Consider the following 25,750-nt stretch of genomic DNA (forward strand, 5'->3'; position numbering starts at 1 on the left):
GAGAATTGCGATACGTTAAGTATGGCTGGTTTCAAGCGCGTTGACGGCGACGTGGGTCAATCGTCAAGGGGCGCATCAGAATTCGGGGAGTACGAATATGACGGTCTGGATAGTGGTGTCAATCCTGTTGGTGGTATTAAGCCCCCTGGCATGGTTGCGCCCGTCCCGTGTTCAGAACGGTCGCATGGCGTTGCGCATGGAAGCGCGACGCCTTGGCCTGGCCATGCAACTGGCGCCTCAGGAGTGGCCTCACTGGCTCGGGCAACAGGCGCCAAACCCCTGCGCCCAGTACCATCGGCCCCGGCGGGGCAAGCAGCCGGCAATCTGGACCTACTGGCAAACCGCGCCGGGCGTATGGGTCAATCAGTGGCGCGAAGTCTGCCAGGATGAGTCGCTGCTCAATCATTTCGAAAAATTGCCAGCCAACGTCTACAAAGTCGAAGCCGACGGGCAAATGATCGCCTTGTACTGGGGCGAGAAAGGCGAGGCGAGTGTTTTGCAGGAGATTTCCTCGGTGCTGAAGGCGCTGGCCTGAATCTCCTGGCCTGCATCCTCCGTAGGAGCTGTCGAGCGAAGCGAGGCTGCGATCTCTCCTTAAATGATTGAGTCCTGAGCGATCAAAAGCTCGCAGGTTCCGACAGCGTCTATGCCCATAAAAAAGCCCGACAGTCTCATCGGGCGGGTTGGCCAGGCAGGCCGGTAATCGAAGTTGTTTTGTGGGCGTTCGTTCGAAACGTCCTTCTCCAAAGATTTAAAAGCGTTCCCGCCAGCTTAGCCGGTTGAGTCCGACGTGCATGGAATTAGGGCGACTTTTCTAAATATTGATTCTATGAATGGCCGTGTATGCAGCGCCGTGTTGCGGATCCGTGCGGTACGCAAATGACCGGGAAGTCGCGTTAACGCCCCTGTTTAGGGCGATTGACAATTGTCGGAAATTCCGTGAAGGTGGCGTACCCAAATCAAACGGGCGTATGAATTGAGCGTTTGTATTTTCCGAACGTTCCTACAGAACCCCGACTATCGCGTTGACGGGTGTGCCTGGCGGATTGGCGTAGCATCGGCGGTAAACGTCAATGCCGAACCAGCAGTCAGCGTTCAACGTGTACTGTTCAGCTTCCATATCGTGGAGATCAGTTGATGATTTACGAAGGTAAAGCCATCACGGTTAAGGCTCTTGAAAGTGGCATCGTCGAACTGAAGTTCGATCTCAAGGGTGAGTCCGTCAACAAGTTCAACCGTCTAACCCTGAATGAACTGCGTCAGGCCGTGGACACTATCAAGGCAGATGCTTCGATCAAGGGTGTGATCGTCAGCAGCGGCAAGGACGTCTTCATCGTCGGTGCCGACATCACCGAATTCGTCGATAACTTCAAGCTGCCCGATGCCGAACTGATCGCTGGCAACCTCGAAGCGAACCGTATTTTCAGCGACTTCGAAGACCTCAACGTACCGACCGTCGCGGCCATCAACGGCATCGCCCTGGGTGGCGGTCTGGAAATGTGCCTGGCAGCGGATTACCGCGTCATGTCCACCGTGGCCAAGATCGGCCTGCCGGAAGTCAAGCTGGGCATCTACCCGGGCTTTGGCGGTACCGTGCGCCTGCCGCGCCTGATCGGTGCCGACAACGCCATCGAATGGATTGCTGCCGGCAAGGAAAACCGTGCTGAAGACGCGCTGAAAGTCGGCGCCGTGGATGCCGTGGTCGAACCTGGCAAACTCCAGGAAGCGGCCCTTGAAACGCTCAAGCGCGCCATCAGTGGCGAGTTCGACTACAAGGCCAAGCGCCAGCCGAAGCTGGAAAAGCTCAAGCTCAACGCGATCGAGCAAATGATGGCTTTCGAAACCGCCAAGGGTTTCGTCGCCGGTCAAGCTGGCCCGAACTACCCGGCGCCGGTCGAAGCGATCAAGACCATCCAGAAAGCCGCGAACTTCGGTCGCGACAAGGCCTTGGAAGTCGAAGCCGCCGGCTTCGTCAAACTGGCCAAGACCTCGGCTGCCCAAAGCCTGATCGGTCTGTTCCTCAATGATCAGGAGCTGAAGAAAAAGGCCAAGGCCTACGACGAAATCGCCCGTGACGTGAAGCAGGCCGCCGTACTCGGCGCCGGTATCATGGGTGGCGGTATCGCCTACCAGTCGGCGTCCAAAGGCACGCCGATCCTGATGAAAGACATCAACGAACACGGTATCGAGCAAGGCCTGGCCGAGGCGGCCAAGCTGCTGGTGGGTCGCGTCGATAAAGGTCGCATGACCGCAGCGAAGATGGCCGAAGTGCTCAACGGCATTCGTCCAACCCTGTCCTACGGCGATTTCGGCCATGTCGACCTGGTGGTCGAAGCGGTTGTCGAGAACCCGAAGGTCAAGCAGGCGGTATTGGCTGAAGTCGAAGACAAGGTCAAAGAAGACACCATCCTCGCTTCGAACACCTCGACCATTTCCATCTCGCTGTTGGCCAAGGCCCTCAAGCGTCCGGAAAACTTCGTCGGCATGCACTTCTTCAACCCGGTGCACATGATGCCGCTGGTGGAAGTGATCCGAGGCGAGAAGTCCAGCGAACAGGCGATCGCCACCACCGTCGCCTACGCCAAGAAAATGGGCAAGAACCCGATCGTCGTCAATGACTGCCCGGGCTTTTTGGTCAACCGCGTACTGTTCCCTTACTTCGGCGGTTTCGCCAAGCTGGTCAGCGCCGGTGTGGACTTTGTGCGCATCGACAAGATCATGGAAAAATTCGGCTGGCCAATGGGCCCGGCGTATCTGATGGACGTGGTCGGCATCGACACCGGCCACCATGGTCGTGACGTCATGGCTGAAGGCTTCCCGGACCGCATGAAAGACGACCGCCGGTCGGCCGTCGACGTGCTCTACGAAGCCAAGCGCCTGGGCCAGAAGAACGGCAAGGGCTTCTACGCCTACGAAACCGACAAGCGCGGCAAGCAGAAGAAAGTGGCCGATTCGTCGGTGCTGGAAGTGCTCAAGCCGATCGTCTACGAGCAGCGCGAAGTCACCGACGAAGACATCATCAACTGGATGATGATCCCGCTGTGCCTCGAAACCGTGCGTTGCCTGGAAGACGGCATTGTTGAAACCGCCGCCGAAGCCGACATGGGTCTGGTCTACGGTATCGGTTTCCCTCCATTCCGTGGCGGTGCGCTGCGTTACATCGATTCGATCGGTGTAGCCGAGTTCGTTGCCCTGGCAGACCAGTACGCTGATTTGGGCGCGCTGTACCACCCGACCGCGAAGCTGCGTGAAATGGCCAAGAACGGCCAGAGCTTCTTCGGTTAAGCGCCCAACGACTAGAGCGAGAGAACATTTATGAGCTTGAATCCTAGAGACGTCGTGATTGTCGACTTCGGTCGTACGCCGATGGGCCGCTCCAAGGGCGGCATGCACCGCAACACCCGCGCCGAAGACATGTCGGCGCACCTGATCAGCAAGCTGCTGGAACGTAACGTCAAGGTCGACCCCAACGAAGTCGAAGACGTGATCTGGGGCTGTGTGAACCAGACCCTGGAGCAGGGCTGGAACATTGCCCGCATGGCCTCGTTGATGACCCAGATCCCTCACACCGCGGCCGGCCAGACCGTCAGCCGTCTGTGCGGTTCGTCCATGAGCGCGCTGCATACCGCTGCTCAGGCGATCATGACCGGCAACGGTGACGTGTTTGTCGTCGGTGGTGTCGAGCACATGGGCCATGTGAGCATGATGCACGGCGTCGACCCGAATCCGCACATGTCCCTGTACGCGGCAAAAGCCTCGGGCATGATGGGCCTGACTGCGGAAATGCTCGGCAAAATGCACGGCATCACCCGCGAACAGCAGGACGCCTTCGGCGTGCGCTCCCACCAACTCGCCCACAAGGCGACTGTGGAAGGCAAGTTCAAGGACGAAATCATCCCGATGCAGGGCTACGACGAGAACGGTTTCCTGAAACTGTTCGACTATGACGAAACCATTCGTCCGGAAACCACCCTGGAAAGCCTGGCGGCCCTCAAGCCGGCCTTCAATCCAAAGGGCGGCACCGTGACCGCCGGTACGTCTTCGCAGATCACTGACGGTGCCTCGTGCATGATCGTGATGTCGGCCCAGCGTGCCCAGGACCTGGGCATCCAGCCGATGGCGGTGATTCGTTCGATGGCCGTGGCCGGTGTTGACCCGGCAATCATGGGCTATGGTCCAGTACCGGCGACGCAGAAAGCCTTGAAGCGTGCAGGCCTGGGCATTTCCGATATCGACTTCTTCGAGCTCAACGAAGCTTTCGCTGCACAGGCCCTGCCAGTGCTGAAAGATCTGAAAGTGCTCGACAAGATGAACGAGAAGGTTAACCTGCACGGCGGCGCGATCGCCCTGGGTCACCCGTTCGGTTGCTCCGGTGCGCGTATCTCCGGCACGCTGCTCAACGTCATGAAGCAGAACGGCGGCACCTTTGGGGTGTCCACTATGTGCATTGGCCTCGGCCAGGGCATCGCCACTGTCTTCGAACGCGTCTAAGCGTTACGTCGATGGAAGCCGGGGCCAAGTGCCCCGGTTTTTGTTTTTTCCGGGTTTAGAAAAAAAATTTTTGTTTTTATTTTGAAAAGATTTGAGAGAGGGCCAAGACATGCCGATACAACCTGGGCTCTACCAACATTACAAAGGTCCGCAGTACCGCGTATTCAGCATCGCGCGGCATTCCGAGACCGAGGAAGAAGTGGTCTTCTATCAAGCCCTGTATGGCGATTACGGCTTTTGGGTGCGGCCGTTGAGCATGTTCCAGGAGTCTGTCGAAGTTGACGGCGAGCAGGTGCCACGCTTTGCTTTGGTGCAGGCCGAAGAGAGCCTTTTTTCCAAGCCTTGAGGCCGATACCGGGGCAACCCTGCGCTTGACCTCACCTTGCAGCCACTATATATAGCGGTGCCGCGTCAGGCGCCAACCGCCTTTCACTTTTTAGAATTCAGGAATTTTCTGATCCATGGGCAAATCGCTGGTCATTGTGGAATCCCCGGCTAAGGCCAAGACCATCAACAAGTATCTGGGCAACCAATACGTGGTGAAGTCGAGTATCGGCCATATCCGAGACCTGCCCACCAGCGGTTCGGCTAGCGCCAGCAAGGAGCCAGCCGCCAAACGCGGCAAGGCTGCTGCCGGTGAAGCGCCGGCGCTGTCGCCCAAAGACAAGGCGCGCAAGCAGCTGGTCTCACGCATGGGGGTTGATCCGGAACACGGCTGGAAAGCCAAGTACGAGATCCTTCCGGGCAAGGAAAAGGTCATCGAAGAACTGCGTCGGCTGGCCAAGGATGCCGACACCATCTATCTGGCGACGGACTTGGACCGCGAAGGGGAAGCCATTGCCTGGCACCTGCGCGAAGCCATCGGTGGGGATGACAGCCGCTACAAGCGCGTGGTGTTCAACGAAATCACCAAGAAGGCCATCCAGGAGGCCTTCTCCCAGCCGGGCGAGCTGGACATCGATCGGGTCAACGCCCAACAGGCGCGGCGCTTTCTTGACCGCGTGGTGGGCTACATGGTCTCGCCACTGCTGTGGGCCAAGATCGCCCGTGGCCTGTCGGCCGGTCGCGTGCAGTCGGTCGCGGTGAAGCTGGTGGTGGAGCGTGAGCGGGAAATTCGCGCGTTCATCCCTGAAGAGTACTGGGAAGTCCACGCCGACCTCGGCACCGCCAAGGGCGCCACCGTGCGCTTCGACGTGGCCCGCGAGAAGGGCGAAGCTTTCAAGCCGCTCAACGAGACCCAGGCCATGGCTGCGCTGGAGAAGCTCAAGGCTTCCAGCTACAGCATCGTCAAGCGTGAAGACAAGCCGACCAGCAGCAAGCCGTCGGCACCGTTCATCACCTCCACGCTGCAACAGGCCGCGAGCAACCGCCTGGGCTTCGGTGTGAAGAAAACCATGATGATGGCCCAGCGTTTGTACGAAGCAGGCTACATCACGTATATGCGTACCGACTCGACCAACCTCTCGGCCGATGCCGTGACAATGGCGCGCACTTATATAGAAAGCGAGTTCGGCAAGAAGTACCTGCCGGAGACGCCGAACGTCTACAGCAGCAAGGAAGGCGCACAAGAGGCTCACGAAGCGATTCGTCCCTCCGATGCCAACACCGAGCCAAGCAAGCTGTCGGGGATGGAGCGCGATGCCGAGCGCCTCTACGAGCTGATCTGGCGCCAGTTCCTGGCCTGCCAGATGCTGCCGGCGCAATACCTGTCGACCACGGTCACGGTCGGTGCGGGCGACTTCGAGCTGCGCGCCAAGGGCCGCATTCTGAAGTTCGACGGCTACACCCGCGTCATGCCACAAATCACCAAGCCGGGTGATGACGACGTCCTGCCAGACATGGCCCAGGGCGATGTGATGAAGCTGATCAAGCTCGATCCGACCCAGCACTTCACCAAGCCGCCGGCCCGTTATTCGGAAGCCAGCCTGGTCAAGGAAATGGAAAAGCGTGGCATCGGTCGTCCTTCGACCTACGCGGCGATCATTTCCACGATCCAGGACCGCGGTTACGTGGCGCTGCACAACCGTCGGTTCTATTCGGAAAAGATGGGCGACATCGTCACCGAACGTTTGTCCGAGAGCTTCTCCAATCTGATGGACTACGGCTTCACCGCCGGCATGGAAGAGAACCTCGACGACGTGGCCCAGGGTGAGCGGGACTGGAAAAACGTCCTCGACGAGTTTTATGGCGATTTCAAGAAAAAACTCGAAGTAGCCGAAAGTGCCGAGAATGGTATGCGGGCCAACCAGCCTGTGATGACCGACATCCCATGCCTGACGTGTGGTCGTCCGATGCAGATCCGTACCGCCTCGACAGGTGTGTTCCTGGGTTGCTCGGGCTATAGCCTGCCTCCAAAGGAGCGCTGCAAGGCGACGGTCAACCTGGTGCCGGGTGACGAAATCGCCGCGGACGACGAGGGTGAATCGGAATCCCTGGTGCTGCGCGGCAAGCACCGCTGCCCGATCTGCAGCACGGCGATGGATGCCTACCTGTTGGATGAGAAGCGCAAGCTGCACATCTGCGGTAACAATCCCGATTGCGCCGGTTATGAGATCGAAGAGGGCACCTATCGCATCAAGGGCTATGAAGGCCCGAGCCTTGAATGCGACAAGTGTGGCAGTGAGATGCAGCTCAAGACCGGCCGTTTCGGCAAGTTCTTCGGCTGCACCAATCCGACCTGCAAGAACACCCGCAAACTGCTCAAGAGCGGTGACGCGGCGCCGCCGAAGATGGACCCGGTGAAGATGCCTGAACTCAAGTGCGAGAAGGTCAACGACACCTACATCCTGCGCGACGGCGCGTCCGGCCTGTTCCTGGCGGCCAGCCAGTTCCCGAAAAACCGTGAGACCCGTGCGCCGCTGGTGCTGGAGATCGTGCCGCACAAGGACGAAATCGATCCGAAGTACCATTTCCTGTGCGAAGCTCCGCAGAAGGATCCGGAGGGTCGGCCGGCGGTGATTCGTTACAGCCGCAAGACCAAGGAGCAGTACGTGCAGACCGAAGTCGACGGCAAGCCAACTGGCTGGAAGGCGTACTACGACGGTGGCAAATGGACCGTCGAGGACAAGCGCTGAATAGCCTCAAGTAAACAAAAGGCCGCATGACAACCCAAAGGTTTTCATGCGGCCTTTTTGTTTTTGCCTTGCAGTGGCTGCGGTTGTTCCACGACACTGTCGTCCTTGCGTGAAGCTTTTATTTCGTTGGGGAGAATGCCGCCATGGCCCACGAACTCTATACCCGTACCAATCAGAAAATTTATTTCGCCGGCCTGTCGCTCGACGCGCTCGCCAGGGCTGAGGATGGGCGTGCCATGAATTCCCCCGCGCTGACCCAGGCCGGGCGTGAATCAGCGCTGTTCCATCTGTACGGGGCGTTGTTGGGGCTTTGCCATGAAATTGCCGGTTTCTACCGCCTGCCGCAGGCCAATGCACCCCGGGCCGAACTGTTGTTGACACCGCAGGTGTTGGAAACCATCGCTATCCCGGAACTGGCCGAAATGGTCGAGCTGGCGCACAACCCGCAAACCTGGTTGGCCCAACTGTTGGCGGCACACGCGGCACTGTTTGAGCCGCCCCGAGCTCCTCGCAAGCCTAAGGGGGACGTGACTCAGCCTTTGATCATGGCGGTCAATCTGGACGAAGAAGAGCCTGAGCAGGCGTTGAGCCGGGAAGAGCTGGAAAGCTGGCGTCAGAACCTCAAAAGCCTGGCAATCCGTTTTCGCGAAGGGTTGAACGAGTGTTGAGCTTCCTCCCCGATCCGTAATATTCGCCCATAACACTTGGTCAAGATCCCGAGCGAAGCCTGGCCGATGACTATATAATCCTCGCCTTTCGTGGAGAACAGACTTTTATGCCAACGTCCTTTCTAGAAATTGTCGAACTACCTGATGGCCGCATCGAGCTGCGCAGGGCCGAGGACGAGGGTTCTCTGGTTACCTTGAACTTCTCCGAGGATGCCAAGGCCTTCCTGCAAGGCCAGCACGTCGAAGTCGCCAAAGCCATGCTGAGTGTGGGCGTGCAGATGGCTGGTCGTCTGGTTGAAGGTGAATTCAACAAGGAAGAGGGGCCGCGGGTTCTTCATTGATCCCGCCTGTCGGCTTTTCCTGGAAAATAGTGTTCCTGGCCGGCTTCTCTGTCCTGGAGAAGCCCTGCGTTTGTCTTAGCCCAATCGAATATTCAGGCTTTGTGCGTCCCCGGTGCGAGCGGCGCTGATCAACTGCTGCCGTGCAATCGCGGTCAAAGGATTGAGCCAACTGACCACTGTATGACTGCGGCCCAGGCGCAGCGCTTCGCAGGTCAGTTGCTGGGCGCTTTGAGTGCCCCGTGGCTGCAGCAGCAGGATGCGCTCACGGTTCAGGCCCGCATCCCGCAGCCAGGCCTGGGTGACGCTGGCCGGTGGTGCGATCAACGTCAGCCAGCGAGCGTCCTGGTCCTGGCTCAGCTCGCGCAGGATCGGCGCCAGCAAGTTCAGGCAGTTCCCGGCGGCACCACGTAACGACAGTTCACTGAAGGCCTCGGGCTCGGTGCCCCAAGGTGACTCGATCACTTCTTTGAGGGCCGGAACCAGCGGTTGGGCCATGAACGCCTCGAACAGCGGAAGTTGAGTGTGTTGTGGTGTGTGTGGGAACTGCATAAAGCCTCCTTTAGCGGCGTATAACGCCGACACTCAAGCCTTCGATGACCAGATCCTGATCTTTAAGATCGACTTCGATGGGGGCGAACTCGGGATTCTCGGCAATCAGCCAGACCTTGCTACCGTCGCGCTTGAAGCGCTTGACGGTCACTTCATCACCGATTCGCGCCACCACGATCTGGCCGTTGCGGGCTTCGCGAGTGGTGTGGACCGCAAGAAGGTCACCGTCGAAAATGCCGATGTCCTTCATGCTCATGCCGTGCACGCGAAGAAGGTAGTCCGCCCGTGGATGGAAGAACGATGGGTTGATGTTGCAGGACTCTTCGACATGCTGCTCGGCAAGGATCGGGGCGCCTGCTGCTACCCGGCCAATGATCGGTAGGGTGGTTTCGTCAGCCTTGGCTTCAAAGCCAGGGATACGAATGCCGCGGGATGCGCCCGGGGTCATTTCGATAGCGCCCTTGCGAGCCAGCGCCTTGAGGTGCTCTTCAGCCGCGTTGGGCGACTTGAAGCCCAGTTCCTGGGCGATTTCCGCGCGGGTCGGCGGGTAGCCGTTGTCTTCGAGGCAGCGTTTGATGAAGGCCAGAATCTCTGCTTGGCGTGGCGTCAGCTTTAGCATATTGATCGCTCTGTCTTTTTATACAGTGACTGGGATTATATACAGTGGGCGCCGCTTGGCAATCCTCCTTTTCTCGCAGGCCGCTGGACGGTCGGTCGGGCCGCAAAAACGTCATGGGCTACAGCGGGCCATAGGTGTGGTTAAATATCTGACCGAGCGTTCGCAAAACGTCCCGGCAGGCTTGACAACCCTAAGGCTGAAACGTATGTTTCAAACAAGTGTTTGTCAGGCGGAGTAGCCATGGCCCAGTCGGAAACCGTTGAACGCATTCTCGATGCTGCCGAGCAATTGTTCGCGGAAAAAGGTTTCGCTGAAACCTCATTGCGTCTGATCACCAGCAAGGCCGGGGTGAACCTGGCGGCGGTGAATTATCACTTCGGTTCGAAGAAAGCGCTGATCCAGGCCGTGTTCTCGCGTTTCCTCGGGCCTTTCTGTGTCAGCCTGGAACGTGAGCTGGAGCGGCGTCAGGCCAAGCCTGACGTCAAGCCAACCCTGGAAGAGCTGCTTGAGATCCTGGTCGAGCAAGCTCTTGTCGTGCAGCCACGCAGCGGTAACGACCTTTCCATTTTCATGCGCTTGCTGGGCCTGGCATTCAGCCAGAGTCAGGGCCACCTGCGGCGTTATCTGGAAGACATGTACGGCAAGGTTTTCCGCCGCTATATGCTGCTGGTTAACGAAGCCGCTCCGCGCATTCCGCCGATCGAGTTGTTCTGGCGCGTGCATTTCATGCTTGGCGCCGCGGCGTTCAGCATGTCTGGCATCAAGGCGCTGCGGGCCATCGCTGAAACCGATTTCGGCGTGAATACTTCGATTGAGCAAGTGATGCGTCTGATGGTGCCATTTCTGGCCGCTGGCATGCGCGCCGAAAGTGGCGTCACCGATGAGGCCTTGGCCGCTGCGCAGTTGCGCCCGCGCAGCAAATCAACGCCGGCGCTCGCCAAGGCGTGAGGACACGGGTGGGCTCCGCTGCCTACATCCGCTAAGCTAGCGGCCCATGCCGATTCTCGTTCTGAACCCGCTTAATATTTCAATGCATGACCGTGACCTGCCCGGCCTGGTGCTGGGAGGCATGGTTGTGCAGGTGGGGTTCATGGTTATAAAGGAAATGCTATGACTGCTGGCCTGCAAGGCTCGTTGATGGTGGACGTCGCCGGTACCTGGTTGACGGCCGAAGATCGCCACCTGTTGCGCCAGCCCGAAGTGGGTGGCTTGATCATTTTTGCTCGCAACATCCAACATCCCCGCCAAGTGCGCGAGCTCAGCGCCTCGATCCGCGCCATCCGTCCGGACCTGCTGTTGGCGGTCGATCAGGAAGGCGGGCGTGTTCAACGCTTGCGCCAGGGGTTTGTGCGTTTGCCGGCCATGCGGGCGATTGCCGACAACCCGAATGCCGAATACCTGGCCGAGGAATGCGGCTGGATCATGGCCACTGAGGTGCTGGCGGTCGGTCTCGATTTGAGTTTCGCCCCGGTGCTGGACCTCGATTATCAACGCAGCGCGGTGGTTGGCAGTCGTGCCTTCGAGGGCGACCCCGAGCGCGCCGCGCTGTTGGCAGGTGCCTTCATTCGCGGTATGAACGCCGCCGGTATGGCCGCCACCGGCAAGCATTTCCCCGGCCACGGCTGGGCCGAAGCCGACTCCCACGTGGCCATTCCCAACGATGAGCGCAGCCTTGAACAGATCCGCGCCCACGACCTGGTTCCGTTCGCCAAACTCAGCAAGCAACTGGCGGCAGTCATGCCGGCCCATGTCATTTATCCGCAGGTCGATGCCAATCCAGCCGGTTTTTCCCGGCGCTGGCTGCAAGACATCCTGCGTGGGGAATTGCAGTTCGATGGGGTGATCTTCAGCGATGATCTGTCGATGGCGGGGGCTCACGTGGTGGGTGATGCCGCCAGTCGTATCGAGGCGGCGTTGTCGGCGGGTTGCGACATGGGCCTGGTGTGCAACGACCGCGCCGCCGCGGAACTGGCCTTGAGCGCTGCCCAGCGCTTGAAGGTCAAGCCATCGGCGCGCATCGCACGCATGCGTGGCCAGGCCTTCGCCTCCACCGAGTACCGCCAGGCCCCGCGCTGGCTGACGGCAATCGGCGCGCTGAAAGCCGCCCAACTGATCGATTAAGGACATTTGTCATGACCGTTTACGCAATTATCGGCGGCACTGGCCTGACCCAGCTTGAAGGTCTGACCATTCGCCAGTCCTTGGCAGTAGAAACGCCTTATGGTGCGCCATCGGCCGAGGTGCAGATCGGTGACTACGCCGGACGCGAAGTGCTGTTTCTGGCCCGTCACGGCCATCCTCATCGGTTTCCACCTCACCAGGTGAACTATCGCGCCAACCTCTGGGCCCTGAAGCAGGCCGGCGCCGAGGCGATCCTCGCGGTCAACGCGGTGGGCGGGATTCACGCTGCGATGGGCACCGGGCATTTCTGCGTGCCTCACCAATTGATCGATTACACCAGCGGCCGTCAGCACACCTATTTTGCCGATGACCTGGAAGCGGTCACCCACATTGATTTCAGCTACCCCTACAGCGAGGCGCTGCGCCAGCAACTGATCGCCGCCCTGGCCGCCGAAGGCTGTGGCTACAGCAGCCATGGTGTATACGCCTGCACCCAGGGGCCACGCCTGGAAACCGTCGCCGAAATCGCCCGCCTGGAACGCGACGGATGCGACATCGTCGGCATGACCGGCATGCCGGAAGCGGCGCTGGCGCGTGAACTGGAGCTCGATTACGCCTGCCTGGCGCTGGTGGTGAACCCGGCGGCGGGCAAGTCCACGGCTGTGATCACCATGGCGGAAATCGAGCAGGCGCTGCATGACGGGATGGGTCAGGTGAAGTCGACGTTGGCGCGGGTATTGAAGGCTGGCTAGTGGAACAGGCAGTGAAAACGGGCGCAAAGGTTTTCGGCTGTCGGTAAGGGATATTCGTACAAAGCTCTCGGAAGGCTCCGATTTTCGGTTTCGTCATCCATCAGATGAGGCAGCAGAGCGATATCGAAGCGCTGTTTGCGCCGCTGCCCAAGGCCTGATAATCCGTCATCGCGAGTACGCTTAATCCGTAGGAGCTGGCGAAGCCTGCGATCTTTTGATCTTTTTGCGTTGGATTTTATGGGCAGGGGAAAGATCGCAGCCTCGTTGCACGCGACAGCTCCTACGGGTGCCTGCGGGCGCCTATAAGTTCGCTCAGCGTTTTTCCAGCTTGTCCGGCAATGGCGCGAACAGTGCCTCGATATCGTCGCTTTGCAGTTTCCAGTCTCCGGCCACGCGCCCGTCCAGTACGCCGGCTGCGAGGTCGGATTTTTCCTTCTGCAGCAGTTGAATCTTCTCTTCCACCGTGCCTCGGGCAATCATTTTGTAGACGAACACCGGCTTTTCCTGGCCGATGCGATAGGCGCGGTCGGTCGCCTGGTTTTCGGTGGCGGGGTTCCACCATGGATCGTAGTGGATCACCGTGTCCGCCTCGGTCAGGTTCAGGCCTACGCCGCCGGCCTTCAGGCTGATCAGAAAGATCTGCCGCTTGCCGCTCTGAAATTCTTTGACGGGCGTGCGTCGGTCCCGGGTCTGGCCGGTCAGGATGGCGTAATCGACGCCGCGTTTCTTCAGTTCGTCTTCGATCAGCGACAGCATCGAGGTGAACTGAGAAAACAGCAGCACCCGACGACCTTCTTCAAACAGCTCTTCGAGCATCTCCATCAGGCTGTCGAGCTTGCCCGAGGTGCTGCCTCGGGCGGGCAGGGTGGCATCGTTGAGCAGGCGCAGGTCACAACAGACCTGGCGAAGCTTGAGCAGTGCCTCGAGAATGATGATCTGGCTGCGAGCCACGCCTTTGCGAGTGATCTCGTCGCGTACCTTCTTGTCCATGGCCAGGCGCATGGTTTCGTAGACGTCCCGCTGGGCATCGCTGAGCTCGACCCAATGGATGATCTCGGTCTTGGGGGGCAGTTCTGTCGCCACTTGCTCCTTGGTCCGGCGCAACAGAAAAGGTTTGATCCGACCGTTGAGGTGCTGCAGTCGCACGTCGCTGCCGCGCTTTTCAATCGGCACGCGGTAGTCGCGGTTGAAACTCTTGACGTCGCCGAGCCATCCCGGCAGCAGGAAGTGGAACAGCGACCACAACTCGCCCAGGTGGTTTTCCAGGGGCGTACCGGACAGGCACAGCCGCTGCCTCGCGTTGAGTTCGCGGGCGGCCTGGGCGGCTTTGCTGTTCGGGTTCTTGATGTACTGGGCTTCATCGAGGATCAGCACATGCAACGGCTGCGCCGCCAGGCGCTCGACATCCTTGGGCAGCAGCGCATAGGTGGTGAGGACCAGGTCGTAATCGGTCAGCCGGTCAAAATGCTTCTTGCGCCCGGCACCGTACAAGGCCAACACCTTGAGTTGCGGGGTGAAGTGGGCGGCCTCGTCGAGCCAGTTGGGGATCAGGCTGGTGGGCATGACCACCATGCAGGGGCGGTCGAGGCGCCCGGCGTTTTTTTCACTGAGGATGTGCGCCAGGGTTTGTAGGGTTTTGCCCAGGCCCATGTCGTCCGCGAGGATGCCGCCCACTTCCAGTTGCCGCAGCGATTGCATCCAGCTCAACCCTTCGAGCTGATAAGGCCGCAGTGTGGCGTTCAGGCCTTCTGGCGCCGTGCTGGTGTAGTCCTTGATGTCCCGCAGGCGCTGGGCCAGGCCACGGATGTGTTCGCCGCCTTCCCAGCGCAGGGGCATGTCTTGCAGCGGGTTCAGGCGCAGGGCATCTGCGCTGTTCAAGCGCAGTTTGGTGGTGCCCGGTTCTTGCAGGTAAAACTCGCCCAGGGTGGCCAGCACCGGTTTCAGCCGGCCATAGGGCAGGGCCACTTGCTGCGGGCCGAACTCGGAGTTCGGGCGATTAGGCAAGTTGACCAGAATGAGTTCATCATCGCGGCGCCTGGCCAGGCGTTCCGGGTTGAACAGCTCGATGTGCGAACGCATCAGGTTCAGCAGAATCGGCAGCAGGCTCAATCGCTCACCGTTGACGATGATCCCCAGTTCCAGATCGAACCAGTCCCGTTCCGGCGTTTCTTCGACCGTGGCGTACCATTCGTCCACCGCCGTCAGGTCGAAACCGAAATCCTCGTCGATCTGCAACTCCCAGCCCTGGCTACGCAGTTTCGGCAGATCGTTGAGGGTGAACGTCAGCCAGGCACTGTCGTTGACCATCTCGTACAGCTCACCGGCGCTTTCGGGCAGGGCCTTGCTTTGGCGGGTTGCGATTTTGAAGCCGAGGATGCGTAGCTGTTCGCGGTAGGACTGCTCGACTTCCGTCTGGCGTTTAATCCGCAGCGTTTGTGTTTCCTGGCGAATCAGTACGTCAGTGTTGCGCTGGCCGCTGATGTATTCGTCCAGGTAGCTGAAAGACAGGGCGGCGCGGTGCTGGATATAGCGCTGCATCTTGCCGTTGCGCGGCTCGAAAGCGCTGAACTCGATGCTTGCCAGCCACAGCCGCGGCACTGGCTGAACATTGTCCACCAGCACTTGCGGCGGAGCCTTGGGGCTGCGGTTTTCCAGCACGGCCTGGAGTTTCTCCAGCAACTGCGCGTCTTTCTCGGCGGCCGGGTAGGCCAGGGTTTCCTGGACTTGCAGCAGTACTGCCGCGCAGTGTTTGCAGTTGATGCGCACCGGGCAGGTACAGGCGGCTTCGAGCAGAATCAATGTGCCTTTGGCTGACTCTTTCAGGCGAATCGTCTGGCGGTAAACGTTGCCCCCAGAGCCTTCACAACTGGCGGTGATGGTGCTGTCGCCGGCCTCGACGATCCTGACGCGGTTTTCCAGCGCGTAACGACGCCCACGCTCCAGGCTCTGTTCCTTGAATCGATTGACCCAGGAGGGTGCCAGGGGTTTGCTCAGGGGCGAGGGCATAGGCGCGCCGATCAGTCCGCAATGGCGTCAGGCGCCTGCCGTGGCGCAGGCGCAGTCAGCGAGGTGATTTTGATCAGCAGGCCGAGGTGGCCGTTGTCGAGGAAATTCAACTGACCATTTTTGGTATGGCTCTGCTGTTTGAGGCGTTCGCTGGAAGTGACCAGCCCATTGGTGTCGATCTGGTTGATCCAGAAGTCCGCATCCACATCGGTAAACCGCCCCAGTTTCAATTCCAGGGTCCCCTCAATGGGGAACTGACCAAACTGTTCTGCGCCATCACTGACGGCAATTCGGCTGCCCTGTTCGCCCAGGTTCTGCTGCCAGGCTTTGTGCATCAGCACTGTGTACTGGCCGCTGGCGTTGAGTTTTTCCACGACGTGACCCAATGCAGGCGTGCGTTGGCTGTTCGCGTCCAGGCGTTGCGCACCCGCGTCCCAGTTCTCCGGCGCGGCGCGGCTGACAATCGCCGGTTCGGCGTTCTGGCGCATCAGGATCATTTCAACCTGATACAGGTCGTCGGCAAACGCCAGGGGAGCGACCAGGGTCATCAACAAGGTCAGTGAGCGAAACAGGCGCATGGGGCGTCCTTCAAGCAGGGGTCGGAGTGAGGCGCTCGAACAGCGCTTCTACGGTATTGAAACGCTCTTCCGGGCGTTCCATGGGCACCATGAATTTGAACATCGTGGCACCTTCGAACTTGTAGCGTTTGGGCTGGCCCTGGATCAGCTTGATCAGCACCAGCGGATCGACCGGCGTCTGGGCTTCAAACTCGATACGACCGCCATTGGGGCCGCCATCGACTTTCTTGATGCCCAGTTGTTCGGCCTTGAGCTTGAGCCAGGTGGTACGCACCAGGTTCTTGGTGGGCTCCGGTAGCAGGCCGAAGCGGTCGATCATCTCCACTTGCAGGTCTTTGAGGCCTTCTTCGTCGGTGGCCGAGGCGATGCGTTTGTAGAGAATCAGCCGTGCGTGGACATCCGGCAGGTAGTCTTCCGGGATCAGCGCCGGCACCCGCAGATTGATTTCCGGCCCGCCGCCCAACGGCTGGTCGAGGTTTGGTTGCTCACCCTTGCGGATCGACTTGACCGCTCGTTCGAGCATTTCCATGTACAGGGTGAAGCCCACGGCCTGGATCTGGCCGCTCTGGCCGTCGCCCAGCAACTCGCCTGCACCCCGGATTTCCAGGTCGTTGGTGGCCAGCACGAAACCGGCGCCCAGGTCCTGGGTGTTGGCGATGGCCTCCAGGCGCTTTTCCGCGTCCGGGGTGATCTGCTGGCGCGGCGGCGTCAGCAGGTAAGCGTAGGCCTGGTGGTGGCTACGACCGACCCGACCGCGCAACTGGTGCAACTGGGCCAGGCCGAATTTGTCGGCGCGCTCGATGATGATGGTGTTGGCGCTCGGCACGTCGATGCCGGTCTCGATGATGGTCGAGGCGATCAGCACGTTGAAGCGCTTGTGGTAGAAATCGCTCATTACCTGTTCGAGTTCGCGTTCGCGCATCTGCCCGTGGCCGATGCCGATGCGGGCTTCCGGCACCAGCTCGGCCAGGTCGGCGGCGCATTTCTCGATGGTCTTGACGTCGTTGTGCAGGTAATAGACCTGGCCGCCACGCAGCAGCTCGCGCAGCAGGGCTTCCTTGATCGTGCTTTTGTTCTGCTCCATGACGAAGGTGCGCACCGACAGGCGCCGGGCCGGCGGCGTGGCGATGATCGACAGGTCACGCATGCCCGACACGGCCATGTTCAGCGTGCGCGGGATCGGTGTGGCCGTCAGGGTCAGGATGTCGACCTCGCTGCGCAGGGCCTTGAGCTGTTCTTTCTGGCGCACGCCAAAGCGGTGCTCTTCGTCGATGATCACCAGCCCCAGGTTTTTGATCTTCACATCGTCCTGCAGCAGTTTGTGCGTACCGATGACGATGTCGATCTTGCCCTCGGCCAAGTCGGCCACCGCAGCGTTCACTTCCTTGGTGGACTTGAAGCGGCTCATCACCTCCACGGTCACCGGCCAGTCGGCGAAGCGGTCGCGGAAACTGTTGTAGTGCTGCTGGGCGAGCAGGGTGGTGGGCACCAGGATTGCCACCTGTTTACCGCCGTGCACGGCAATGAACGCGGCGCGCATCGCCACTTCGGTCTTGCCAAAACCGACATCGCCGCACACCAGCCGGTCCATCGGCTTGGGCGCGAGCATGTCGGCGCGCACGGCTTCGATAGTGGTCTGCTGGTCGACGGTTTCCTCGAAGGGAAACCCGGCGCTGAAGGTTTCGTAGTCGGCTTTCGGGTCGGCGAAGGCATACCCCTCGCGGGCGGCGCGACGGGCATAGATGTCCAGCAACTCGGCGGCGACATCGCGCACTTGTTCGGCGGCCTTGCGCTTGGCCTTCTGCCAGGTTTCCGAACCCAGGCGATGCAGCGGCGCCAGGGCGTCGTCGCTACCGGTGTAGCGGGCGATCAGGTGCAGGTTAGCCACCGGCACGTAGAGTTTGGCGCCCTCGGCGTATTCCAGGGTGAGGAATTCGGCGGCCTGGTTGTCGATTTCCAGGGTCGCCAGGCCCAGGTAGCGGCCTACGCCGTGGTCGATGTGCACCACTGGCGCGCCTTCGCGCAGCTCGGTGAGGTTCTTGATGACGGCGTCGTTGGCGGCGTCGGCGCGCTTCTCGCGACGACGACGCTGCATGACGCGCTGGCCGAACAATGGGCTTTCGGCCACCAGCGCCAGGGCCGGGTCTTCCAGGACAAGGCCATCGTTGAGCGGCGCGATGGTGATCGCCAGGCGATCTTTGCCGGCGACGAAGTCTGGCCAGCTATCGACGGTTTTCGGTCTCAGCTTCAGGCGTTCAAGCAGTTCCAGCAGCACTTCACGACGACCGGCGGATTCGGCGGTGAACAGCACGCGGCCGGGGAAACCGTCGAGAAAACCGGCCAGGGCCGCCAGTGGCTGCGTGGCCTTGGCTTCGATCGCCAGGTCTGGCAAGGCCTTGGCTGGGAAGCGTTCGCGGCCGACGCCGGTTTCCACGTCCTGCTGGCTCGCCACCACGCGTGGCCAGTTCTTGAGCCGGGCAAAACAGTCTTCCACCGGCAGGAACAGCTCGGCCGGTGGCAGTAAAGGACGGGAAGGATCGACGCGGCGCTCTTCGTAGCGATTGCGCACATCGTTCCAGAAGTTCTCCGCCGCCTGCTCGATGCCGGGCAGGGAAAACACCTGGGTGTCCTGGGGCAGGTAATCGAACAGGGTGGAGGTTTCTTCGAAAAACAGCGGCAGGTAGTACTCGATACCGGCGGGAGTGATCCCGCTGCTCAGGTCCTGGAAGATCGGGCAGCGCCGGAAATCCACATCGAAGCGTTCGCGAAAGCGCGCCTTGAATCGGGTCACGGCGTCTTTTTGCAGCGGGAATTCCTTGGCCGGCAGCAGGCGCACCGACTGTACTTTGTCGATAGAACGTTGGTTTTCCGGATCGAAGGTGCGCAGCGTTTCGATTTCGTCATCGAACAGGTCGATGCGGTAAGGCAACTTGCTACCCATTGGGAACAGGTCGATCAACGCGCCGCGCACCGCAAACTCGCCGTGCTCGTACACCGTATCGACGCAGCGATAGCCACTGGCTTCAAGACGACTGCGCATTTGCTCGACGTCGAGCTTCTGGCCGATGTCCAGCACCAGGCTGCTGCCCAGCAAAAACTGGGTCGGTGCCAGGCGATGTAGGGCTGTGGTGATCGGCACTACCAAAACGCCATGACTGAGCTCCGGCAACCGATAAAGGCTGGCGATTCGCTGGGAAACGATGTCCTGGTGGGGCGAAAACAGATCGTAGGGCAGGGTTTCCCAGTCCGGGAAATGCAGCACGGGCAAATCCGGGGCGAAGAAACTCAGTTCCTGTTCGAGCCGCTCGGCGCTTTGGCTGTCGGCGGTCAGCAGCAGGGTAAAGCGCTTTGCAGCGCTGGCAGCCTCGGCGATGGCCAGGCTCAGGGCGGCACCGGGCAGGTTGCCCCAGTGCTGTTTACCTGCCGCGGCAGGGAGAAGCGGGAGACGCAGAACGGGCACGGAAGGTTGAGCTCCAGCGTTGCGACAAAGTCGGCAATTGTAGCGGGGGAAGGGGGCGGCTGTCAGTCGCAGACTACCCTGGCGAACAGGAAAACCACGGTGCGACAGGCGCGCATTGCTCCGCCGAAGACTCGGCGGCATAATGTAGCCCCTTTTTTCAGCCCCTACATGTGGAAGGTTCCCGTGACTCAGAAGCCCGACCAGTGTCTTGGTGAATGGATCGATCGTGAAGCACTCGCAGAAGCGATGATCCCTCTCATCGGTCAGCTCTACCGCAATAACAACGTGGTGAGCTCGATCTATGGCCGCAGCCTGATCAACCAGTCTGTCATCGCGATTCTCAAGGCTCATCGCTTTGCTCGCCACCGTTCTTCCGACGACAGCGAACTCTCCGTCCACGAAACATTCCCGCTGCTCAAGGCCATGAGCGAGCTCAAGCTCGGCGCGGCTTCGGTGGATCTGGGCAAGTTGGCGTTCAAATTCCGTAACGAAGGCAATGGCCGTAGCGCCGAGCAGTTCGTTCGTGAAGAGATGGCTGATGTGGTTGGCCAGCAGAACGCTTCGCCTCGCAAGGGCACTGATGTGGTCCTGTACGGCTTCGGTCGTATCGGCCGTCTGCTGGCGCGCATCCTGATCGAAAAAACCGGCGGTGGCGACGGTTTGCGCCTGCGGGCCATCGTGGTGCGCAAAGGCGCCGAGAACGACCTGACCAAGCGCGCCAGCCTCCTGCGTCGCGATTCGGTCCATGGTTCGTTCAACGGCACCATCATCATCGATGAAGAAAACAACACCATTCTCGCCAACGGCAACCTGATCCAGGTGATCTACGCGAAGAGCCCGACCGAGGTGGATTACACCCAGTACGGCATCAAGGACGCACTGCTGGTGGACAACACCGGCGTATGGCGTGATGCCGACGGTCTGGGCCAGCACCTGGCTTGCCCGGGCATCGACCGCGTCGTTCTGACCGCGCCTGGCAAAGGCAAGCTGAAGAACATCGTTCACGGCATCAACCACAACGAAATCACCGCTGACGACAAGATCGTCTCCGCCGCCTCCTGCACCACCAACGCCATTGTGCCGGTGCTCAAGGCGGTGAACGACAAGTTCGGCATCATCAACGGTCACGTTGAAACCGTTCACTCGTACACCAACGACCAGAACCTGATCGACAACTTCCACAAGGGCGATCGCCGTGGCCGCAGCGCCGCGCTGAACATGGTGATCACCGAGACCGGTGCCGCCACCGCCGCTGCCAAGGCTCTGCCTGAGCTGGCCGGCAAGCTGACCGGCAACGCGATCCGTGTACCGACGCCGAACGTGTCGATGGCCATCCTCAACCTGAACCTTGAGAAAGCTGCCACCCGTGAAGAGATGAACGAGTACCTGCGCTACATGGCGCTGCACTCCGACCTGCACAAGCAGATCGATTTCGTCAATTCCCAGGAAGTGGTGTCCACCGACTTCGTTGGCTCGCGCCATGCCGGCGTGGTTGACGCTGAAGCGACCATCGTTCAGGACAACCGCGTTGTGCTGTACGTTTGGTACGACAACGAGTTCGGTTACAGCTGCCAGGTGGTTCGCGTGATGGAAGACATGGCCGGTGTAAACCCGCCAGCATTTCCGCGCTAAGCGTTAGCTGCAGATGAAAACGCCCCGACTTGTCGGGGCGTTTTTTTTGTCTGGAGGTTTTGTGTTGAGTGCGCCGGCCTCTTCGTCGGATCGCCGCCCGGAGCAAGCCCGCTCCGGGCGGCGATCTGACGAAGGCAATCTATCAGGCGCCGCTCACCATCGAAGCTTGTGCGGTCCGCAGTTCATGCCGATTACCCTTGAACAATACCAGGGTGGCAATCAACCCCAGCACCGCCGCGCCACTGAGCCAGATCCCCGGCGCGGCTTTGTTGCCCAGTACGTGAATCAGATAAGTGCAGGCCGCTGGGGTAAACCCGCCGAAGGTCGCGGTTGCCAGACTGTAGGCCAGGGAGAAGCCGGTGGTACGCACTTCGAGCGGCATGATTTCCGTCAAGGCGACGACCATGGCGCCGTTGTACGATCCATACAAGAATGACAACCACAATTCCACGATCAGCAAATGGCTGAAGCTGGGGTTCGCCACCAGCCAGGACAGCGCCGGATATGCCGTGAGAATCGCCAGAATAGTCGCACCCAGTAGCAAGGGCTTGCGTCCGATCTTGTCGGAAAACGCGCCCATCACCGGCAGCCAGAAGAAGTTCGACAGCCCGATGCATACCGTGACCAGCAATGCATCCAGGTCCGACAGGTTCAATTCGGCTTTACCGAAGGTCGGGGTGTACGCCGTGATCAGGTAAAACGACACCGTGGTCATCACCACCAGCGCCATGCCCGCCAGGACGATGCCGAAATTCTGACCGATGGAACGGATGATTTCCGACAGGGTAGGGCGATGTTTTCTCGCCTGGAACTCAGGTGTTTCTTCCAGTGAGCGACGGATCACGAATATCACCGGCACAATCATGCAACCCACCAGGAACGGCACGCGCCAGCCCCATTCACCCATCTCCTGGGGACTCAGCCAGTGATTGAGGCCAACGCCCAGCAGACCGGCAAACACGACGGCCGCCTGTTGACTGGCGGATTGCCAACTGACAAAGAACCCCTTGCGCCCCGGCGTGGAAATTTCCGCCAGGTACACCGACACGCCGCCCAGCTCAACACCAGCGGAAAAGCCCTGCAGCAATCGCCCCAGCAGCACCAGCAGCGGTGCCGCCACGCCGAGGGTGGCGTAGCCCGGCACACAGGCGATAAGCACCGTGCCGGCGGCCATCATCACCAGGGTGATAATCAAGCCTTTACGGCGGCCGTGGCGGTCGATGTAGGCACCCAGAAAAATCGCCCCCAGAGGACGCATCAGGAACCCGGCACCGAACGTGGCCAGGGACAGCATCAGCGAGGCGAAAGCACTGTCGGTGGGGAAGAACGTCTTGGCGATGGCCGTGGCGTAGAAGCCGTAGACCATGAAGTCGAACATCTCCAGGAAGTTGCCGCTGACAACGCGAAAAATCGCCTTGCCGTTGCTCGTGGTGGAAGGCATGGGTAGGTACTCGCTCTGACAAATCTTGTATGGAGGCGCTGCACGCTTTGGGGGCTGTGGGAGCAAAGCTTGCTCGCGATGAACGGATAACGCAGCCTTGTAGCTGGACCGTGTCGCATGCATCGCGAGCAAGCTTTGCTCCCACAGGTCTGCTCCCATAGGTTCGCGCATGCACGCGCTGAAGCCCATAATGGCCGGCGCGGTTTTGAGGGGGGATGAAGATTTGTTAACTGGACGGTGGGGAAAGCTTGTGGTCCTGGCCGGTGTCTTGTCCGGCTGCGGCAACGGCGACACCCTGGAGCGCTTCGATGGACCGACCATGGGCAGTCATTATTCCATTCAATACGTCAGGCATTCCGCCACCCCCAATCTGAAAGCGGTGCAGGCCGAGGTGGAAAACATCCTTGCCGAAGTGGATCGGCAATTCTCGACCTACCGTAGCGACTCGGATATCGAACGTTTCAACGCGCTGCCTGCTGATAGCTGCCTGGTCATGCCCGGCCCGGTACTCGAACTGATCGGTGTGGGTGAGCAGTTGTCAGCCCAAAGCGACGGTTCTTTTGACCTGACGGTGGAACCGCTGCTGAACCTGTGGGGTTTCGGTCCCCAGTCCCGAGAAGAGAAAGTGCCGACCACGGCAGCCTTGGCCCAGGTGCGCCAGCGCGTCGGGCAGGGTCATTTGCGCATCGACGGCGACCGGCTGTGCAAGGACGCCGCGGTGGAGGTCGACTTCAACAGCATCGCTGCGGGCTATGCCGTCGACCGGATCGCCGCCAGACTCCAGGCCCTGGGCATCGACAGTTACCTGGCCGAAGCCACCGGTGAACTCAAGGCTGCCGGGCGTAAACCCGACGGCTCGGCCTGGCGCATTGCCCTGGAGGAGCCTCGGGATGACCGGCAAGTGGCTGAGCGTGTCATCGAAGTCAACGGCTACGCAGTCTCGACGTCCGGTGACTACCGTCGTTACTTCGAACAGGACGGGGTGCGTTACTCCCACACCTTTGATGCACGTACCGGTGCACCGGTCCTACACAACCTGGCGTCAGTCACGGTGATTCATCCTTCGGCGTTGATGGCCGATGGACTGTCGACGCTGTTGCTGATTCTCGGTCCCGAACGGGGTTGGGACTATGCCGAAAAACATGGCATCGGGGTATTTTTCGTGTTGCGCGATGGCAATCGTTTTGTCACCCGTACCAACGACATGTTTGAACGGATCAGCAGCGGAAAAACCCAATGATGACATCCTTCAGGATGTAGGCGACCTGTGGCGAGGGAGCTTGCTCCCGCTGGGCCGCGCAGCAGACCCTTTTTTGTGAGCGCTTCGCACTCAAGCGGGAGCAAGCTCCCTCGCCACGATGATTCAGGTAAACGTTGAGTGAGCGACATTGCACCGCTGACAGCGCAATGAAAGCTTGCCTGTGGCGAAATAGCGCAGGCAAAACTAGCCTACGACGCGACCAAGGGGTAATGTGCGCGGCGTTGACGCTTCTATAGACTGTGGCCGGGCTCGTGAACCGGCCTGAAAATTGTTCCTTCATGTCGCTGGCCGGCATGATTTAGCCGTGGTGCCAAATGTGGTGCCGCGGCCTGTTCTGAGGAGTACGCATGGCTGTCTACAACTACGACGTGGTGGTATTGGGTTCCGGCCCGGCGGGAGAAGGCGCGGCAATGAACGCCGCCAAGGCAGGGCGCAAGGTCGCGATGGTCGACAGCCGTCGGCAGGTCGGTGGCAACTGCACCCACTTGGGCACCATCCCGTCCAAGGCCTTGCGTCACTCGGTCCGGCAGATCATGCAGTTCAACACCAACCCGATGTTCCGCGCCATCGGCGAGCCGCGCTGGTTCTCCTTCCCGGACGTGCTCAAGAGCGCCGAGAAGGTGATCTCCAAGCAAGTGGCCTCGCGCACCGGTTACTACGCCCGCAACCGGGTCGACGTGTTCTTCGGCACCGGCAGCTTTGCCGACGAGCAGACCGTTGAAGTGGTGTGCGGCAATGGCGTGGTCGAAAAGCTGGTGGCCAAGCACATCATCATCGCCACCGGCTCGCGCCCGTATCGTCCGGCCGATATCGATTTCAACCACGCGCGTATCTACGATAGCGACACGATCCTGAGCCTGGGCCATACCCCGCGTAAGCTGATTGTCTACGGCGCCGGGGTGATCGGTTGCGAATACGCCTCGATCTTCAGCGGCCTGGGTGTGCTGGTGGAACTGGTGGATAACCGCGGCCAGTTGCTGAGCTTCCTGGATTCGGAAATCTCCCAGGCCCTGAGCTATCACTTCAGCAACAACAACATCACCGTGCGCCACAACGAAGACTACGACCGCGTCGAAGGCGTGGACAACGGCGTGATCCTGCACCTCAAGTCCGGCAAGAAAATCAAGGCCGATGCCTTGCTCTGGTGCAACGGCCGTACCGGTAACACCGACACCCTGGGCCTGGAAAACATCGGCGTGAAGGTCAACAGCCGTGGCCAGATCGAAGTTGACGAGAACTACCGCACCTGTGTGACGAACATCTACGGCGCCGGTGACGTGATCGGCTGGCCAAGCTTGGCCAGCGCCGCCCATGACCAGGGCCGTTCAGCGGCTGGCAGCATTGTCGACAACGGGAGCTGGCGCTTTGTCAATGACGTACCGACCGGTATCTATACCATTCCGGAGATCAGCTCGATCGGCAAGAACGAGCAGGAACTGACCCAGGCCAAGGTGCCCTATGAAGTGGGCAAGGCCTTCTTCAAGAGCATGGCGCGAGCGCAGATCGCCGGTGAGCCGCAGGGCATGCTGAAGATCCTGTTCCACCGCGAGACGCTGGAGGTGCTGGGCGTGCATTGCTTCGGTTACCAGGCCTCGGAGATCGTTCACATCGGCCAGGCGATCATGAACCAGCCGGGTGAGCTGAACACCCTGAAGTACTTCGTCAACACGACCTTCAACTACCCGACCATGGCCGAAGCCTATCGGGTAGCGGCCTATGACGGGCTCAACCGGCTTTTTTGAGCGGCTCCGGCCGGT

Annotated in this window: 19 protein-coding genes; 13 read left to right on the forward strand and 6 right to left on the reverse strand. The window is 60.3% G+C overall.

The window, feature by feature from the left end:
• The first annotated feature begins 97 nt into the window (after nucleotides 1–97).
• The 7 genes from AAIS01_RS13985 (at nucleotide 98) to AAIS01_RS14015 (ending at nucleotide 8,574) form a co-directional block, all read left to right on the forward strand.
• A complete protein-coding gene (locus tag AAIS01_RS13985) occupies nucleotides 98–535 on the forward strand; it encodes a hypothetical protein (RefSeq protein ID WP_343469443.1) in 438 nt (145 codons plus the stop codon).
• 602 nt (nucleotides 536–1,137) lie between these two features.
• Nucleotides 1,138–3,285, forward strand: coding sequence for a fatty acid oxidation complex subunit alpha FadB (gene fadB / locus AAIS01_RS13990; RefSeq protein ID WP_343469444.1), 2,148 nt, complete (start codon nucleotides 1,138–1,140; stop codon nucleotides 3,283–3,285).
• 30 nt (nucleotides 3,286–3,315) lie between these two features.
• Nucleotides 3,316–4,491 (forward strand): acetyl-CoA C-acyltransferase FadA, encoded by a 1,176-nt coding sequence (gene fadA / locus AAIS01_RS13995; protein ID WP_210643672.1) that lies wholly within the window; start codon nucleotides 3,316–3,318, stop codon nucleotides 4,489–4,491.
• Between the two features lie 109 nt (nucleotides 4,492–4,600).
• A complete protein-coding gene (locus AAIS01_RS14000; protein ID WP_047227205.1) occupies nucleotides 4,601–4,837 on the forward strand; it encodes a DUF1653 domain-containing protein in 237 nt (78 codons plus the stop codon).
• A gap of 115 nt (nucleotides 4,838–4,952) precedes the next feature.
• Nucleotides 4,953–7,565 carry a type I DNA topoisomerase gene (topA, locus tag AAIS01_RS14005; RefSeq protein ID WP_214912866.1) on the forward strand — a complete coding sequence of 871 codons (2,613 nt, stop codon included), beginning with the start codon at nucleotides 4,953–4,955 and terminating at the stop codon, nucleotides 7,563–7,565.
• Nucleotides 7,566–7,708: 143 nt separating this feature from the next.
• Nucleotides 7,709–8,233: a DUF6586 family protein gene (locus tag AAIS01_RS14010; RefSeq protein WP_343469445.1), complete on the forward strand. Its 525-nt coding sequence runs from the start codon at nucleotides 7,709–7,711 to the stop codon at nucleotides 8,231–8,233.
• 107 nt (nucleotides 8,234–8,340) lie between these two features.
• Nucleotides 8,341–8,574 carry a hypothetical protein gene (locus AAIS01_RS14015; protein ID WP_047227208.1) on the forward strand — a complete coding sequence of 78 codons (234 nt, stop codon included), beginning with the start codon at nucleotides 8,341–8,343 and terminating at the stop codon, nucleotides 8,572–8,574.
• A 75-nt stretch (nucleotides 8,575–8,649) separates the two neighbouring features.
• Here the strand turns inward: AAIS01_RS14015 and sulA are convergent, their stop codons facing one another.
• Both sulA and lexA read right to left on the reverse strand, forming a co-directional pair.
• A complete protein-coding gene (gene sulA / locus AAIS01_RS14020; protein WP_343469446.1) occupies nucleotides 8,650–9,123 on the reverse strand; it encodes an SOS-induced cell division inhibitor SulA in 474 nt (157 codons plus the stop codon).
• A gap of 10 nt (nucleotides 9,124–9,133) precedes the next feature.
• A complete protein-coding gene (gene lexA / locus AAIS01_RS14025; RefSeq protein WP_092403120.1) occupies nucleotides 9,134–9,742 on the reverse strand; it encodes a transcriptional repressor LexA in 609 nt (202 codons plus the stop codon).
• Between the two features lie 240 nt (nucleotides 9,743–9,982).
• On the opposite strand from lexA, the gene AAIS01_RS14030 reads away from it, so the two are divergent.
• From AAIS01_RS14030 to AAIS01_RS14040, 3 genes are all read left to right on the forward strand, one after another.
• Nucleotides 9,983–10,690: a TetR/AcrR family transcriptional regulator gene (locus AAIS01_RS14030; protein WP_343469447.1), complete on the forward strand. Its 708-nt coding sequence runs from the start codon at nucleotides 9,983–9,985 to the stop codon at nucleotides 10,688–10,690.
• Between the two features lie 174 nt (nucleotides 10,691–10,864).
• Nucleotides 10,865–11,863, forward strand: a complete 999-nt coding sequence (gene nagZ, locus AAIS01_RS14035; protein WP_343469593.1) for a beta-N-acetylhexosaminidase — start codon at nucleotides 10,865–10,867, stop codon at nucleotides 11,861–11,863.
• Nucleotides 11,864–11,874: 11 nt separating this feature from the next.
• On the forward strand, nucleotides 11,875–12,615 hold the full coding sequence (locus tag AAIS01_RS14040) for an S-methyl-5'-thioinosine phosphorylase (protein WP_343469448.1): 741 nt from the start codon (nucleotides 11,875–11,877) through the stop codon (nucleotides 12,613–12,615).
• Nucleotides 12,616–12,927: 312 nt separating this feature from the next.
• Here the strand turns inward: AAIS01_RS14040 and AAIS01_RS14045 are convergent, their stop codons facing one another.
• From AAIS01_RS14045 to mfd, 3 genes are read right to left on the reverse strand one after another with little or no spacing between them, the layout of a single operon-like run.
• Nucleotides 12,928–15,621: an SNF2-related protein gene (locus AAIS01_RS14045; protein ID WP_343469449.1), complete on the reverse strand. Its 2,694-nt coding sequence runs from the start codon at nucleotides 15,619–15,621 to the stop codon at nucleotides 12,928–12,930.
• Between the two features lie 11 nt (nucleotides 15,622–15,632).
• A complete protein-coding gene (locus AAIS01_RS14050) occupies nucleotides 15,633–16,199 on the reverse strand; it encodes a CsiV family protein (protein WP_343469450.1) in 567 nt (188 codons plus the stop codon).
• Between the two features lie 10 nt (nucleotides 16,200–16,209).
• On the reverse strand, nucleotides 16,210–19,659 hold the full coding sequence (gene mfd, locus AAIS01_RS14055; RefSeq protein WP_343469451.1) for a transcription-repair coupling factor: 3,450 nt from the start codon (nucleotides 19,657–19,659) through the stop codon (nucleotides 16,210–16,212).
• 168 nt (nucleotides 19,660–19,827) lie between these two features.
• Between mfd and AAIS01_RS14060 the strand changes: the two genes are divergently transcribed.
• Complete coding sequence (locus AAIS01_RS14060) at nucleotides 19,828–21,291, forward strand: glyceraldehyde-3-phosphate dehydrogenase (protein ID WP_343469452.1); 1,464 nt, start codon at nucleotides 19,828–19,830, stop codon at nucleotides 21,289–21,291.
• Between the two features lie 142 nt (nucleotides 21,292–21,433).
• Here AAIS01_RS14060 and AAIS01_RS14065 read toward each other — a convergent pair whose 3' ends face one another.
• Complete coding sequence (locus AAIS01_RS14065; RefSeq protein ID WP_343469453.1) at nucleotides 21,434–22,732, reverse strand: MFS transporter; 1,299 nt, start codon at nucleotides 22,730–22,732, stop codon at nucleotides 21,434–21,436.
• A gap of 250 nt (nucleotides 22,733–22,982) precedes the next feature.
• Here AAIS01_RS14065 and AAIS01_RS14070 point away from each other — a divergent pair, with 250 nt between their 5' ends.
• Together AAIS01_RS14070 and sthA are read left to right on the forward strand one after the other, a co-directional pair.
• Complete coding sequence (locus AAIS01_RS14070; protein ID WP_343469454.1) at nucleotides 22,983–23,972, forward strand: FAD:protein FMN transferase; 990 nt, start codon at nucleotides 22,983–22,985, stop codon at nucleotides 23,970–23,972.
• 368 nt (nucleotides 23,973–24,340) lie between these two features.
• Nucleotides 24,341–25,735: a Si-specific NAD(P)(+) transhydrogenase gene (gene sthA / locus AAIS01_RS14075; RefSeq protein ID WP_047227219.1), complete on the forward strand. Its 1,395-nt coding sequence runs from the start codon at nucleotides 24,341–24,343 to the stop codon at nucleotides 25,733–25,735.
• The last annotated feature ends 15 nt before the right edge of the window (nucleotides 25,736–25,750 follow it).

Source organism: Pseudomonas halotolerans (assembly GCF_039581215.1).
Lineage (GTDB): Bacteria > Pseudomonadota > Gammaproteobacteria > Pseudomonadales > Pseudomonadaceae > Aquipseudomonas > Aquipseudomonas tehranensis.